The organism is Methylobacterium sp. Leaf108, assembly GCF_001423265.1.
Lineage (GTDB): Bacteria > Pseudomonadota > Alphaproteobacteria > Rhizobiales > Beijerinckiaceae > Methylobacterium.
This window is the reverse complement of record NZ_LMND01000035.1, coordinates 214,047-228,392: the sequence shown is the minus strand read 5'-3', so window position 1 is coordinate 228,392 and position 14,346 is coordinate 214,047. Positions and strand designations below refer to the sequence as shown.

Sequence of the window (14,346 nt, the reverse complement as noted above, 5' to 3'; positions counted from 1 at the left end):
TCGCGGCTAGACCGTCGGCTCGATCTCAAGGTGCCCCGGGGCATCTTTATCGGGATGGTCCGATGCTCCAGGCTCCCATCGTCGCCGACCGCATGGTCGGCGTGCATGCGCCGATCGCCCTGGCGGTCGTTATCCCGACCCGCAACGAGGCCGGCAACGTCGTCTCGCTCCTGGCCTCCCTCGACGCCGTCCTCGACGGCCTCGTCTGGGAGGCGATCTTCGTCGACGACGATTCGCAGGACGGCACCGCCCGTCTCATCCGCGAGATCGGCCGCACCAACCTGCGTGTGCGGGTGCTGCAGCGGGTCGGGCGCCAGGGCCTCGCCTCGGCGGTGATCGAGGGTATGCTGGCGACCTCCGCTCCCGTCCTCGCGGTGATCGATGCCGACCACCAGCACGACGAGACCCTGCTGCCGCGCCTCTACGCGGCGGTGGCCGAGGACGGCCACGACCTCGCGGTGGGCTCCCGCCACGCGGCGGGCGGGGGACTCGGCGACTGGTCGTCCGAGCGCCGGGCGGCCAGCGGCCTCGCCACCGCGCTGGCCCATCGCCTCCTGGCGACTCCGCTCTCCGACCCGATGAGCGGCTATTTCGTGATCGCGCGCGGCGCCTTCGAGGAGGCCCTGCCCCGGCTCTCCGGCATCGGCTTCAAGATCCTCCTCGACATCGTCGCCTCGGCGCCGCGCCCGCTGCGGGTGGTCGAACTGCCTTACGTCTTCCGCAACCGCACGGTGGGCGAGAGCAAGCTCGACCTGATGGTGGCGACGGAATACCTCACGCTCCTCCTGGAGAAGACGGTGGGGCGCCTGGTGCCGGTGCGCCTGATCCTGTTCCTGATGGTGGGCGGCCTCGGCCTCGGGGTCCACCTCGGCGTGCTGGGGCTCGTGCTGGCCACGGGGCTCGCCGCCTTCGTGGTGGCGCAGGGCCTCGCGGTGGGGGCCGCCATGACCTTCAACTACGCCCTGAACAACGTCTTCACCTATCGCGACCGCCGCCGCCGCGGCTGGGCCTTCGTCACCGGGCTCCTCAGCTTCTACGCGGTCTGCCTCGTCGGGGCCGCCGCCAACGTCGGGGTCGGCAGCCTGATCTACGAGGCCGACCAGAGCTGGTGGCTGTCGGGCGTGGCCGGGGCGGTGATCGGCTCGGTGTGGAATTTTGCGGCTTCTTCGGTCGTGACGTGGCGCAAATGATCCGGCGCAAGTGACGCGATGAGGCCCTCCGGTTTCGTCACACGCTTCGCCGGCTGGCCGCCCGCCGCCGCCCGCCTCGTCCTCGCCGGCCTCGCCGCGCTGATGCTCTACGGGGCGGCGATCGGGCTGGTGCCGGGGCTCGCCCCGCCGTTGCCGCCGTCCCTGGCGGCAACCGGGGACGACCCCCAGGCCTCGGACGCCGCCCTCTACGGGGCGATCGCCGCGCGGGTCGCGGGCGGGGAGGGGTACTACGCCGCCGCCGTGGCCGAGCACCGGCTGCGCGACTACCCGCTCAAGCCCTTCGTCACCGTGCGCCCGCCGACCCTCGCCACCCTCCAGGCCGGTCTCGGGATGGCCGGCGCCGGCCTCCTCCTCGCCCTCCTCGTGGCGGTTGCCCTGGTGGTGCTCGCCCGGCGCCTGGAGACGGCGCTGCCCGGCGGGCGGCGCTGGATCGTCGTCCTCGCCCTCGTGGCGGTGGGCATCAGCTTCGCGCTGCTGCCCGTCTTCGTGGTCTGGCACGAGGCCTGGGCGGCGGTGCTGATCGTGCTCTCCCTCGCCTGCCGCTCGCCGCGGCGCTACGGGGTCGGCCTCCTCGTCGGCCTGCTCGCCGTCGCCATCCGCGAGATCGCCCTGCCCTACCTCCTGGTGATGGCGGTGCTCGCCGCCCTCGAGGGCCACCGGCGCGAGGCCCTCGCCTGGTTCCTGGCGATCCTCACGGCCTGCGGCCTGCTGGCGGCCCATGCCGCGATGGTGGCGGCCGCGACCCTGCCCACCGATCTCGCTTCGCAGGGCTGGCTGCGGGCGGCGGGCTGGCCCTTCGTCGTCACCACGATCCGCAACTGCACCGCGCTCGCCTTCCTGCCGCTGGCCGCCGCGGGCGTGCTGGTGCCGGTCTGTCTCCTCGGCTGGGCGGCCTGGGCCGCGCCGCTGGGCAACCGCATCGCGCTGCTGCTGTTGGGTTACGCCGGCGCCTTCCTGGCGTTCGGCCGGCCCGAGAACTTCTACTGGGGGCTCCTGGTGGCGCCCCTGGTCCTGGCCGGCCTCGCCTTTGCGCCCGCCGCCCTCGCCGACCTGTGGCGGGCCGCCTTCACAGGTCGACGCTGATCCGCAGCCCGTCGTGGGCCGGCACCACGTGCGGCGGGAGCCTGGCCGCCAGCGTCGCGTAGTCGAGGTCGGTGTGGAGGTTGGTCAGCACCGCCCGGCGCGGGCGCACCTCCTCGATCAGGGCGAGCGCGTCCGAGACCGAATAATGGGTCGGGTGCGGGGTCTCGCGCAGGGCGTCGATGACGAGGAGGTCGAGGCCCTGGAGCTGCGCCTTGCTCGCCTCGGGCATCACGCTGACGTCGGGGGCATAGGCGATCGGGCCGAAGCGGAAGCCGTGGGCGCTCTCGCGGCCGTGCTCCATCCCGAAGGCCGCCGCCGTGATGGCGCCGCCCTCCCCCCGGATCGAGACCGGCTCGCCCGGCGCCAGGTCGTTCATGTCGAGGATCGGCGGATACTCGCTGCCGGGCGGGCTCGCGAAGCAGTAGCCGAACCGCATCTCCAGGAGCGCGCGGGTCTCGGGGTCGGCATAGACCGGGATGCGCCGGCGCATGTGGATGACCAGCGGCCGCACGTCGTCGATGCCGTGGGTGTGGTCGGCGTGCGCATGGGTGAACAGCACCGCGTCGAGGCGGCGGACCTCGGCCGCCAGCAGCTGCTCGCGCAGGTCCGGCGAGGTGTCGACGAGGAGGGTGGTGGTGCCGTGATCCCCCCGCCCCTCCACCAGGATCGAGCAGCGCCGGCGCCGGTTCCGCGGCTCGGCCGGATCGCAGGCCCCCCAGCCGTAGCCCACCCGCGGCACGCCGCCGGACGAGCCGCACCCCAAGATCGTCAAGCTCAGCGAGCGCATCGGCACCTCCCGGCCCGTTCGTAACGGAGCGGGCAAGGGCGTGTCACCTCCCCCCGCCCATCGGTCGTGTCCCGGTTCGGTCGCCGCGAAAACACGAGCCTGCCGAACGATGCGCGTCCGGCCCCGACATGTCAGAACATCCCGTTCGGATGGGCTGAGGTGTCGGGCAGGATCTGCAGGACGTCCCAATGTTCGACGATCCTGCCGCGTTCATCGAGCCGGAAGATGTCCATCGCCGCGTAGTCGTGATCGCCCGGCCAGTGCTGCAAACAATGCAGGACGACGAGGTCGCCTTCGGCGACCGCGCGCTTCACCTCGACCCGCTTGCCCGGCCATTCGCGCGCCATGCGCTCGAAATACGCGATGAAGCCGTCCTTGCCCGTCGGCACATGCGGATTGTGCTGAACGTAGTCGTCGCCGACGTAGCGCTCGATCGCCTCGCGCGGCCGGCCATCGTTGAACATCAACGCGTAGAAGGCGATCACGGTCGCCTTGTTGCGCACGAGGTCCGTCATCTCATCCCTCTCATGCGATAGGTCGGTCTGCGACGACGGGACCGGTCCGGCCGACATAAGCGATGGACCCGCGCGATGAACCCACGGCCGGATCCCGCATCCAGGCCCTACCGACCCGCCGCCGGCACGGCCTTGTCGAACAGCCGATGGAAATTGGCCGTGGTGAGGGCGGAAAACGCCTCGACCGGCAGGTCGAGGAACCCCGCCAGGGAGCGTGCCGTGTCGGCGGTGTAGGCCGGCTCGTTGGTGCGGCCGCGATGGGGTTCGGGCGCCAGGAACGGCGCGTCGGTCTCCACCAGCAGCCGGTCGCGCGGGACCCGTGCCGCGATGTCGCGCAGTGCGTGCGAGCGCCGGAAGGTGACGATGCCGGAGAACGACACGAACAGCCCGAGTTCGACGCCGACCTCCGCCAGCCGCGCGCCCGACGAGAAGCAGTGCAGCACCGCCTTGAAGGCGCCCTGCCCCATCTCGTCGACGAGGACCGCTTCCATCTGCGCGTCGGCGTCGCGCGAATGGATGACGAGGGGCAGCCCGGTCTCGCGGGCCGCCGCGATATGGGCGCGGAAGACCCGCTCCTGCACGGCCTGCGGCGCCGCGTCGGCGTAATGGTAGTCGAGCCCGGCCTCGCCGATCCCGATGCAGCGCGGGTGGCGCGTCAGGGCGACGATCTCGGCCGCCGGCACGTCCGGCTCCTCGCCGGCCCCGTGCGGGTGGGTGCCCACCGTGTGCCAGATCTCGGGATGCGCCTCGGACAGCGCCTCGTAGGTCTTCGTCTTGGCGATGCGCGTGGAGATCGTCAGCATCCGGCTCACGCCGGCCGCCTGCGCCCGGGCGATGACGCCGGGCAAGTCCTGGGAAAAATCGGGGAAGTCGAGGTGGCAGTGGCTGTCGATGAGCATGGGTGTCTTCACAGGGTGGAGCGCCGAACGGTGCCGGTCGGTGTCGCGAACGCTGTCGGCGGAGCCGGGCGGCGGTTCGTTCTGAGAGCTTTCACGGCCCCCCGTTGCGCTGTCGGGCGCAGTGAGAGGCTCCCGGTGATCGGGGGGCTTGTGAGAAACGCTAAGCCTCCGGCTCTACGAATCGCGGGAACAGCCCGCTCGGTGCGGGCAGGGCCGTACCCGGCACCAGCCGCCCACCCTCCCCTACATCGGCGAGCAGGCGCCGCTCGGGTGGCACGCCGAGCAGGTCTAGGAGCTTTGCCGCCGAGCCCGGCATGAACGGCTGCACCAGGATGCCGATGGCGCGCAGGGTCTCGGCCACCACGTAGAGCGAGGCGCCCATCCGGGCCGGGTCGGTCTTGCGCAGCACCCAGGGCTTCTGCGCGTCGAAATAGCGGTCGGAGGCCGTCACCACCGCCCAGATCTCGCCGAGCGCGGTGTGCAGCGCCAGCTTGTCCATCGCGCCCCGCACGGTGCCCGGCAGCGCGTCGGCCAGCCCCAGAAGGGCACGGTCCTCGTCCGTGAACTCGCCGTGCTCCGGGACGACGCCCGCCAGGTTCTTGGCGATCATCGAGAGCGAGCGCTGCGCGAGGTTGCCGAGCCCATTCGACAGGTCCGCCGTGTAGCGCGCGATGATCGCCTCGTGGCTGTAGTTGCCGTCGCCGCCGAAGGGCACCTCGCGCAGTACGAAGTGGCGCAGCGCATCGACGCCGTAGGTGGCGATCAGGTCGAAGGGGTCGACGACGTTGCCGAGCGACTTCGACATCTTCTCGCCCCGCGTCAGCAGGAAGCCGTGGCCGAACACGCGCTTAGGGAGCGGCAGGCCCGCCGACATCAGGAAGGCCGGCCAGTACACGGCGTGGAAGCGCACGATGTCCTTGCCGATCACGTGCAGGTCCATCGGCCAGAATTTCTTGCGCGCGTCGGCCTCGTCGGGAAAGCCGGTCACGGTGAGGTAGTTGGTCAGCGCGTCGACCCACACGTACATCACGTGGTCGGGGTGGCCCGGCACCGGCACGCCCCAGTCGAAGTTGGTGCGGCTGACGGAAAAGTCCTTGAGGCCGGAGCGCACGAAGCTCGCCACTTCGTTGCGGCGGGTCTCGGGGCCGATGAAGTCGGGCTGGCTCTCGTAGAGGGCGAGCAACCGGTCCTGATACGCGGACAGACGAAAAAGAAAATTCTCCTCCTCCATCCAGGTCACCGGCGTGCCGGTGGCCTTGGCCACGGGCGTGCCGTCGGGGCCGGTCTCGAGTTCGTCCTCGGCGTAATAGGCCTCGTCGCGCACCGAGTACCAGCCGGCGTATTTCGACAGGTAGATGTCGCCGTTGGCCTCCATCCGCTGCCACAATTCCTGCGCGGCCGCGTAATGGTCGGCCTCCGTGGTGCGGATGAAGCGGTCGAAGCTGCAGTCCAACGCCTCGGCCATGGCCTTGAAGCGCGCGGCCATGTCGTCGACGAGTTCGCGCGGGCTCACCCCGGCCCGCGTCGCGGTCTGCTGGATCTTGAGGCCGTGCTCGTCGGTGCCGGTGGAGAACAGCACCTCGAAGCCGTCGAGGCGCTTGAAGCGGGCGATGGCGTCGGTGGCGATCACCTCGTAGGCGTGGCCGATGTGCGGCGCACCGTTGGGGTAGGAGATCGCGGTGGTGATGCCGAAGGTCTTTGGGGCTGCCGGGTCTGTCACGTCGAGGTCCCCCGGAGACGCGGGTTCAGGGAAGAGGTGCATGGAATCGTCCCGATGGGTTGCGCGGGTCCGCGCCCCCGGTCAAGCCGGCGTGCGCATCGAAGCGGCGAGATCGCCGAACAGCGACAGGACCAGCGGCCTGCGGTCGAGGTTGTAGGTGGCGGCCTCGGCCGCGGCGCGGGCGATGCCGTCGCAAACCTCCACCAGGGCGGCCAGCCGCGCGGGGGGCTCGTCCCGGCGCCGGTGCAACTCGTCCGAGACGAAGCGGAACACCGTGTCGAGGCTGGCCGCGAACAGGTCGTCGGCGTCGCGGCCGGCGAGCTTGTCCGCCAGCGCCAGGATGCGGCGCCAGTCGGGATGGTCGAGGCGGGCGAGCAGGGTCTCGACTTCGGTGACGAGGCCGGCGGTGGCCGGGTCGAGCAGCGCCACCGCCCGCGCCACCGATCCTTCGCAGAGGGAGGCGGCCCGGGCCAGGGCGGCGGGCTCGGGCTGGACGAAGGGGTTGGGAAAGCCGCCGATCACCTGCGCCACCTCCCCCGCCCCGAGGGGACGCAGGCTCAGGGCGCGGCAGCGCGAGCGGATGGTGGGCAGGAGCCGGCCCGGCGCATGGCTGACGACGAGGAAGAGCGAGCGCGGCGGCGGCTCCTCGATCATCTTGAGGAGCGCATTGGCCGAGTTGACGTTGAGGTCCTCGGCGCTGTCGACGATGCAGATGCGGTAGCCGGCACCGCCGGCGGTGGCGCCGAACAATTCCAGCGCCTTGCGCGCCGCATCCACCGAGATTTTGGTCGGAAGGCTCTTGGCGCCGGGGGGCTTGGTCCGCCGCAGGGCCTTGAGGTTGGGATGGGACAGGATCGCCACCTGCCGGGCCGCCGGGTGGCCGGCCGGCACTTCGAGGTCGTCCGGCACCGGCCCCGCCTCGGGATGGGCCAGCAGCCAGCGCGCCACCCGGTAGGCCAGGGTCGCCTTGCCGATGCCGCGCGGGCCGCCGATCAGCCAGGCGTGGTGCAGCCGCCCGGAGCCGATCGCCGCGGCGATCGCGGCCTGTGCCTCGCCGTGGCCGACCAGTGCCGTCTGCTCGCGCGGACGCGGAATGTCGGGCAGGTCGCCGGGCTCGAGCGTCTCGGCGCTGCGCTCAGGCGGCATCGTCGTGCGTCCCCTGCGGCCGGTCGGCGGCGAACAGGCGCGGCAGGCGTTCGCTCACCGCCGACCAGATCGTCGCCTCCACGGTATCGGTGTCCTGGCCGGCGTCGATGAGGACGCAGCGCTCCGGCTCGGCCTCGGCGATCGCGCGGAACGCCGCGCGCAGGCGGTGGTGGAAGTCGAGCGCCTCGGCCTCGAAGCGGTCGGGGGCCGCGGCCTCGCCCGCCCTCGCCTCCGCCCTCGCCTCCGCCCGCGCCTTGGCCCTCGCCTTGGCCCGCTCCATGCCGATCCGCGGGTCGAGGTCGAGGACGAGGGTGAGGTCGGGACGGATGTCGCCGACCACGACCCGCTCGAGGCTGGCCATGAGGCCGGGATCGACCCCGCCGGCGGCGCCCTGGTAGGCCCGCGTCGAATCGATGAAGCGGTCGCACAGGACGATCTCGCCGCGGGTGAGGGCGGGCACGATGCGGGTGTCGAGGTGGTCGACGCGGGCGGCGTAGAACACCAGCGCCTCCGCGAAGGCGCCGTGCGGCTTGGCGATGCCCGACAGGAGCGCCTCGCGCAGGGCCTCCGCCTTGGGCGAGCCGCCGGGCTCGCGGGTGGTGAGGACGGGCCGGGGCGTGCGCAGGCGCAGATGCTCGGCGAGCAGGCCGATCTGGGTCGACTTGCCGGCGCCCTCCCCGCCCTCGAAGGTGATGAAGGCGCCCGGGCGGCCGTGAGCGGCGAGGGTTTGGCCGGCGAGGGGTTGGCCGGGGTTCGCCGGTGTCGCGGAGCCGCTCACGAGCCGGTGGTGGCCTTGTCGCCGTCACTGGTGCCGATCGCCTTGCGGAACAGGCCGGTGCCGACCTCCCAGGCCGCGTCGAGGGCGCGCTGGGGGATGCTGCCGGCCTCCACCGTCTCGGCCGCATAGAGGGGCAGGTCGAGGGCCTGGGTCTCGCCGCGGGTGATCCGCAGCCGGGCGACCTGGGCGCCCTCGGCCACTGGCGCCGTCAGTGGGCCGCGATAGACGACGCGGGCCGTGACCTTGTCGCCCGAGCCGCGCGGCACCAGGAGGCGGATCGGCTTCTTGGCCACCAGCGGCACCCCGCCCTTGGCGCCGCCGTAGACCGAGGCCTCGGCGACGCTCTCGCCGGCGGCGAAGATCTGGCGCGGCTCGAAGGCGCGAAAGCCCCATTCGACGAGCTTGCGCGATTCCGCGGCGCGGTCGCGGGCGGTCTTGAGGCCGCTCACCACCATCACGAGGCGCTGGCCGTTCTGCACCGCCGAGCCGGTGAGCCCGTAGCCGGATTCCTCGAGGTAGCCGGTCTTGAGCCCGTCGGCGCCGATGTCGAGGGTCAGGAGCGGGTTGCGGTTCTGCTGCTTGATCTTGTTCCAGGTGAACTCGCGCTCGGCGAACATCTTGTAGAGGTCGGGATAGGTGTCGATGAGGTGGATCGCGAGCTTGGCGAGGTCGCGCGCCGTGGTCTTCTGGTCGGGCGCCGAGTAGCCGGTGGCGTTGCGGAAGGTCGAGCGCGACAGCCCGATCTCACGCGCCCGCGCCGTCATCATCCGTCCGAAATTCTCCTCCGAGCCGGCGATGCCCTCGCCGAGCGCGATGGCCGCGTCGTTGCCCGACTGGACGATGAGGCCGCGCAGGAGGTCCGAGAGCTTGATGCGGCTGTTGAGCTGCGCGAACATCGAGGAGCCGCCGCCCCCCGCCCCGCCGCGGCGCCAGGCGTCCTCGGAGATCTGGAACTCGCTGTCCATGGAGAGCCGGCCCTGCCGGATCTCGTTGAACACGATCTCGGTGGTCATCAGCTTGGCCATGCTGGCCGGGGAGAAGGCCTCGTCCGCCTGCTTCTCGAACAGGACGGAGCCGGAATCCGCGTCGATCAGGATCGCGTGCGGTGCCGCCGTCTGGAAACTCTGCGCGGCGGCCTCGCGCAGGCCCAGGGCGGCGGGCAGCACCAGGCACAGGATCGCCCATCGCCGCAGCGCACGCCCATGCCCTGCCGGCTTCCTCTGCCCTGCCGGCTTCCTCGTCGCGTCGTGCATCACTCGCCTCGCAGCGCCGACGCCATCGGCGCCGGCTCGATCTCGTATCCTGCGCGGCACGCTACAGGATTCGGCGCTGAAAACGAACGTGGCTTTGCCGCGGTGCATCGTCGGGATGCACCGGCCGGTCACTCCACCCGGGCGAACTGGGCGCGCCGGGGTTTGGCGGCGACCGGGGCCGCGGCGACCTTCGCGGGCTGCGCCTTGAGGCCGGCCGGTGCGACGACCCTGGTGTCCGCCGGCTTCGTCTCGACGGATCTGGCCCCTGCCAGCAGCGCGGGCTTTGCCGGTTGCCCGGGCCTTGCCGGCGGCACCGCGATGCGCCCGGCCATGGGCGCGGAGGGCGGCGCCGGCTGGGCGACGAGGCGGCTCGGCGGCGCCATCGGCCCGCTTCCGCGCCGGGCGGCCGGCTCGACCCTGGGGGCGTCCTTGTTGATCGTCTCCTTGCCGGCGGCGAGCCTGACGCTCGCCCCGGACCCGGCCGGGCGGTGGCCGGCGAACGCCGACCGGTCGATCTCCTGCCTGTGGATCTCCTGCCTGTGAATTTCCTGCCTGTGAATCTCCTGGGGAGCGCCTGCCAGGCGGATCGGCGGCGGCGCCAGGCTCATGGGCGCCTTCGTGTTCGCGGAGGCTTGGTTGGTGGAGGCCTGGTTCGCGGAGGCCTGGTGCGAGGGGCGCACCGGCACGAAGGCGGCGGTACGCACCCGCGTCGGCTGCACCGCCGCGGGCACGGCGATGCTCGCCGCCGCCACGACGGTGGGGGCGATGCGGACCGGCCGGGGGGCGGGTTCGTCCACCTCGGCCGCCGGCTTGAAGGCCATGGCCGGGCGCGAGGCGCGCACCGGCATCTCGGCGTCCGGCCCGAGGTCGGCGAGCATCACCGGAGCGGCCCCGCGGATCGCCGCCGGTTGCCCGTCGGTGCGCAGGGTCGCCATCAGCTTGGCGTCGTCGCTGCCGGCGGTGGAGGCCTTGCCGACGTATTCCACCCGCACCTTGGCGGTGCCGCGGCGGCGGAAATCGAGGGCGCTGGCCACCTCCTCGGAGACGTCCATGAGGCGGTTGGCGTGATAGGGGCCGCGGTCGTTCACCCGCACCACCATGGAATGGCCGTTGGCGAGGTTTGTGACCCGGGCATAGCTCGGCAGCGGCATCGTCGGGTGCGCGGCGGCCACCGAGTTGCGGTCGAACACCTCGCCGTTGGCGGTGAGCCGGCCGTGGAAGGCCGCCCCGTACCAGGAGGCCAGCCCCTCGCGGACATAGCCCTTGGCGTCCTCGCGCGGAACGTAGGTGCGCCCGGCCACCACGTAGGGCTTGCCCGAGAAGCGGCGCCCGCCCCCCTTGGGGATGACGTCCCCCTCCTTGTAGAGCCGCGGGCTCGCCTTGACGCCGTACTTCGGATCGATCTCGGAGCCGGACCCGGTCGCGCCGCCGGCGAGCTTCTGCGTCGGGGCCGCGCAATTGGCCGTGGTCAGGGCCAGGGCCGTCACGGCCATCACTCGCCAGGCCGGCCGCACCCGCCAGACCGGCCGCATCCGCGCAGCAGAGTCTCCGGCCTTCCAGATACGCACCATCACGCGATCAAACCCGTGCCCTCAGCCGTGTACGCGACACGGGGCGGCCGCCGGCGCGGAGGGCGAGACCGGCGGACCCTTGTTCGAGACGTTTCAAGCGGCGTCGGGCCGCGCCGCGAACCCGGCGGCGTCATCCCGAAACGAACACTTGTCGAGACGGCGTAAACGAAGCCTGAACGATGACGGGGCGGGTCCGGCCGGCCGCCGGGTTATCCCCAAGAATCAACATCCGGAAACCGCCGCAAACAATTGACATGAAACCGAAAAGACCACGCCTTCCACGCTGTCCGCAGGACGCCCCGTCCTGCCGGCGCACTCGGCTCGCGTCAGCATCGCCCGATACCTCGGGCATCGCATCAGCGAACGACCGCAACCGGTTCAGCCTAAAGCGTCTTTCGCGTCCACATCAGGCCTGGGCGCGCTCGCCTGGGTGAGATGCGCGATGGAGGGGCTGCCGCGCTGGCGGAACAGCAGGTCGAGGGCCTCCAGCATCAGGGCGTGCATCTTGGTGCGCTCGACGTGGGCGAGGTCGCGCAGCTGGTCGTAGACCGGCGGCTCCAGGTAGACCGACATCTGCCGGGCGCGGGCCTTGAGGGTGGCGGGCCGGGCGGCCGGCGCGACGGCCTCGGCGCCGCGCCCGGGGCCGGCGGAGGCCGCCACGATGGCGGCAAGGCTCGGCTTAGGCGGCCGCGACATGCCCGGCTCCGATGTCCGCGATCTCCCGCATCCGCCGCTCGATCCAGCGCCACAGGCCGCGCACCTCGGCGGCGGCCTGGCCCTTGGGGTTGAACTCGGTCACCCCCTGCCCGAACCCGATCGCGTCCTGGTGGTCGGTGCGCGAGACGATGGTCACGTCGGGCAGGACGCCCAGCACCGAGAGGCCGTCGCTGGCGTCCCGGATGCGGTAGGAGCGCGCCGGGGTCTGGTTGAGCACGAAGGCGAAGGCCTTCTCCAGGCGGTAGATCGCGGCCAGGGTCGGCTTGAAGGCGCGCAGGTCCGCCGGCGTCGGCCGGCAGGGCACGAGGCAGAGGTCGGCGGCGCGGATGGCCGAGAGGGTGCCGGGGGAATCGACGCCCGGAGTGTCGATGAAGACGAAGTCGTAGGCGGTCTCGCGCAGCCGGGCCATCACCCCGTCGATCTGCGTGGCGTCGATCTGCGCCACCTCGGGGCCGTCGGCGGTGCGGTGGTCGGCCCAGTCGCTGATCGTGGCCTGGCGGTCCATCTCCAGGATGCAGACCGAGAGCCCGGCCTCGCGGGCGGCCACGGCCAGCGAGATGCACAGGGTGCTCTTCCCGCTACCGCCCTTCTGCGTCACGAACGTGATGGCCTGCATCGGGTCTCCTTCGCGTCGGCCCGTCGATCGCCCCGGCCACGGCCCGCCATCCTGTGATGCAAGGATGACCTGATCCGGGTCTGGGTCATCGTGGTTAACGGGTCGTTAACGCCGGCGCTCCGGCCAGGACGCGGCGGGATGCCGCAATAACAATGTGAAGTTGCTTTTCCGGTAGAAGGCGATCCGAGACCCCTTCCCTCATCCCATTGATATCGATAGCTCTACCACCCGGCCTGGTCACCGGGCGCGCATCGATATCAACCTCAGGTGTTGCCACTGTGAGCGTCGGGACCTCAGGCGCGGCACCCATCGCGGATCGACCATGGCGGCTTCCCTTCGGCGACCCTCGCGATCCCTGCCGGACCTCCGGTCGGCCCTGAAGGCCTCCGGCGTCGTCGGCACCTGGCGCTACGACGTGCCCAAGGCCCTGATCGCCGTCTCCGCCCCTGTGGCCCGCCGGCTCGGCCTGGCGCCGGAGGCGGCGACGCGCGGGCTCCCCCTCGCCGCCTTCGTGGCGGCCCTGCACCGCGCCGACCGGGCCCGGATCCAGGCGGCCTTCGAGGCGGCGGCCGAGCGCGGCGGCCCCTTCGACCTGACCCTGCGGGCCCGGGACGGGGCAACACGGGTGAGCCTGCGCGGCCGCGTCGCCCGCGACCCCCTCGGCCAGCCCCGCCAGGGCGACGGCATCGCGCTGGCCTTCGGGCCGGACGAGGACCCCGAGCCCCAGGCCATCGTCAACCGCATGGCCGAACACGCCATCGCGCTGCGCACCCTCTGCGCCGACCTGCGCCAGCCCGGCCTCTGCGCCGCGGTGGACGACCTGATGATGGAGATCGGGTTCGAACTGGCGCGGCAGCTGGAGGCGGGGCGGGAGGGGGTGCCGCATTGAGGGGGGCGTCGGGTCGAGCTTTCCAGGGTTCGAGGGGCGGTCTATCGCCGACCGATCTCGGACGCCGGGAGATCGTGGCCTCACTCTCGACGTATTCCGCCTGCTTCCGGGTACCGAATATTGATGCGGTCTCCAGGGCGTTGCCGATCCTGCGAAGTGTCTCTTGTCTTTGACGCTGGCGCACGTCGGGCCACTCGCTCTCCCTGACGGTGCCGGCCTCGATGGACAGCCAGCGTCACGACGCGAGAGCCGGGCTTGCCTGACGAGCTGGGGACCCGCAATCTCAGCTTGGCAATACGCTCGATGGGTGTCTGTCGGCGCGTTGCCGCATCGGCCCGCAGGACATGGGAGTTCCGGGATCATGACGATGGACGGTGGGACTGCCGAGGGGGATGAGGCCGCTCCGCTCGGGCGTCGGGCCGGGCTTCTCAGCCGCCGGTCCTTCGTGGCCGGCTCGGCCGTCGGGTTCGGCGCGATGGGGCTGGCCGGTTGCGCGACCTCCGACGGCATGCTCCTCGCCGAGGCGGCGAAGATCTACGGGCCGCTGCCGAACGAAAAATTCCCGATCCCGGCGGCCGATGTCAGCAAGGTCGACCCGAAGTACTATCGCCGGACGGTTCGCTACGAGTCCAAGGAGGCGCCGGGCACGATCGTCGTCGATCCGGGCAACTTCTACGTCTACCGCATCGAGGGCGATGGGACCGCCACCCGCTACGGCGCCAACGTCGGCCGCGATGGGTTCTTGTGGAGTGGCGACGCCTATGTCGGTCGCAAGTCCGAATGGGCGACCTGGACGCCCCCCAAGGAAATGATCCGGCGTCAGCCCGAGGCCGCCAAATACGCCCGCGGCATGCCGGGCGGCCTCGACAATCCGCTCGGCGCCCGCACCCTCCATCTCTACCAGAACGGCGCCTATACGCTCTACACGATCTACGCCTCGAGCGATCCCGAGACGATCGGCACGGGCATCACCAGTGGCTGTGTCGGCCTGCTCAGCCAGGACATGATCGACCTCTACGCACGAACGCAGGTCAAGACGAAGGTGGTCGTCCTGCCCGCGTAATCGTCCTGCCCGCGCAAGCGAAAGCCTCGTTCCGGCGCGGATGGTTTCGCGCCGGAGCGTGGCGCTTTCGACCGGTCGGAGCGAGGCGGGGGCGCTGG

14 protein-coding genes are annotated in these 14,346 nt (G+C 71.7%); 4 read left to right on the top strand and 10 right to left on the bottom strand.

All coding sequences use genetic code 11. From position 1 onward, the window contains the following. The first annotated feature begins 62 nt into the window (after positions 1-62). Both ASF39_RS19745 and ASF39_RS19740 read left to right on the top strand, forming a co-directional pair. Positions 63-1,190, top strand: coding sequence for a glycosyltransferase family 2 protein (locus ASF39_RS19745; RefSeq protein WP_055881888.1), 1,128 nt, complete (start codon positions 63-65; stop codon positions 1,188-1,190). An 18-nt stretch (positions 1,191-1,208) separates the two neighbouring features. Then, entirely contained in the window at positions 1,209-2,294 is a 1,086-nt protein-coding gene (locus ASF39_RS19740) for a hypothetical protein (protein WP_056287008.1), read from the top strand. Here ASF39_RS19740 and ASF39_RS19735 read toward each other — a convergent pair. The 10 genes from ASF39_RS19735 to ASF39_RS19690 all read right to left on the bottom strand — a co-directional run bounded on the left by ASF39_RS19735 (position 2,278) and on the right by ASF39_RS19690 (position 12,296). Then, the gene (locus ASF39_RS19735) at positions 2,278-3,081 is read right to left on the bottom strand and encodes an MBL fold metallo-hydrolase (RefSeq protein WP_055881881.1); all 804 of its coding nucleotides are present in this window, start codon (positions 3,079-3,081) and stop codon (positions 2,278-2,280) included. The genes ASF39_RS19740 and ASF39_RS19735 overlap by 17 nt on opposite strands. 131 nt (positions 3,082-3,212) lie before the next feature. After that, positions 3,213-3,596, bottom strand: coding sequence for a nuclear transport factor 2 family protein (locus ASF39_RS19730; RefSeq protein WP_056287005.1), 384 nt, complete (start codon positions 3,594-3,596; stop codon positions 3,213-3,215). Positions 3,597-3,703: 107 nt separating this feature from the next. Then, entirely contained in the window at positions 3,704-4,495 is a 792-nt protein-coding gene (locus tag ASF39_RS19725; RefSeq protein WP_056287002.1) for a TatD family hydrolase, read from the bottom strand. 160 nt (positions 4,496-4,655) lie between these two features. Further along, complete coding sequence (gene metG, locus ASF39_RS19720; RefSeq protein ID WP_055881867.1) at positions 4,656-6,257, bottom strand: methionine--tRNA ligase; 1,602 nt, start codon at positions 6,255-6,257, stop codon at positions 4,656-4,658. Positions 6,258-6,296: 39 nt separating this feature from the next. Continuing rightward, a complete protein-coding gene (locus ASF39_RS19715) occupies positions 6,297-7,361 on the bottom strand; it encodes a DNA polymerase III subunit delta' (protein WP_056286999.1) in 1,065 nt (354 codons plus the stop codon). Next, positions 7,351-8,055, bottom strand: a complete 705-nt coding sequence (gene tmk, locus ASF39_RS19710; RefSeq protein ID WP_244472491.1) for a dTMP kinase — start codon at positions 8,053-8,055, stop codon at positions 7,351-7,353. Before tmk ends, ASF39_RS19715 begins: the two co-directional genes overlap by 11 nt. An 80-nt stretch (positions 8,056-8,135) precedes the next feature. Further along, a complete protein-coding gene (locus tag ASF39_RS19705) occupies positions 8,136-9,392 on the bottom strand; it encodes a D-alanyl-D-alanine carboxypeptidase family protein (protein WP_082494703.1) in 1,257 nt (418 codons plus the stop codon). 128 nt (positions 9,393-9,520) lie between these two features. Then, positions 9,521-10,963: a septal ring lytic transglycosylase RlpA family protein gene (locus ASF39_RS20865; protein WP_156648557.1), complete on the bottom strand. Its 1,443-nt coding sequence runs from the start codon at positions 10,961-10,963 to the stop codon at positions 9,521-9,523. A 378-nt stretch (positions 10,964-11,341) separates the two neighbouring features. Beyond that, positions 11,342-11,659 carry a ribbon-helix-helix domain-containing protein gene (locus ASF39_RS19695; protein WP_056286994.1) on the bottom strand — a complete coding sequence of 106 codons (318 nt, stop codon included), beginning with the start codon at positions 11,657-11,659 and terminating at the stop codon, positions 11,342-11,344. Then, the gene (locus ASF39_RS19690; protein WP_055881858.1) at positions 11,643-12,296 is read right to left on the bottom strand and encodes a ParA family protein; all 654 of its coding nucleotides are present in this window, start codon (positions 12,294-12,296) and stop codon (positions 11,643-11,645) included. The genes ASF39_RS19695 and ASF39_RS19690 overlap by 17 nt, the downstream gene beginning before the upstream one ends. Before the next feature lie 322 nt (positions 12,297-12,618). Here ASF39_RS19690 and ASF39_RS19685 point away from each other — a divergent pair, with 322 nt between their 5' ends. Next, a complete protein-coding gene (locus ASF39_RS19685; RefSeq protein ID WP_056286992.1) occupies positions 12,619-13,185 on the top strand; it encodes a PAS domain-containing protein in 567 nt (188 codons plus the stop codon). A gap of 361 nt (positions 13,186-13,546) precedes the next feature. After that, the gene (locus tag ASF39_RS19680; RefSeq protein ID WP_055881853.1) at positions 13,547-14,248 is read left to right on the top strand and encodes a L,D-transpeptidase; all 702 of its coding nucleotides are present in this window, start codon (positions 13,547-13,549) and stop codon (positions 14,246-14,248) included. Positions 14,249-14,346: the final 98 nt, after the last annotated feature.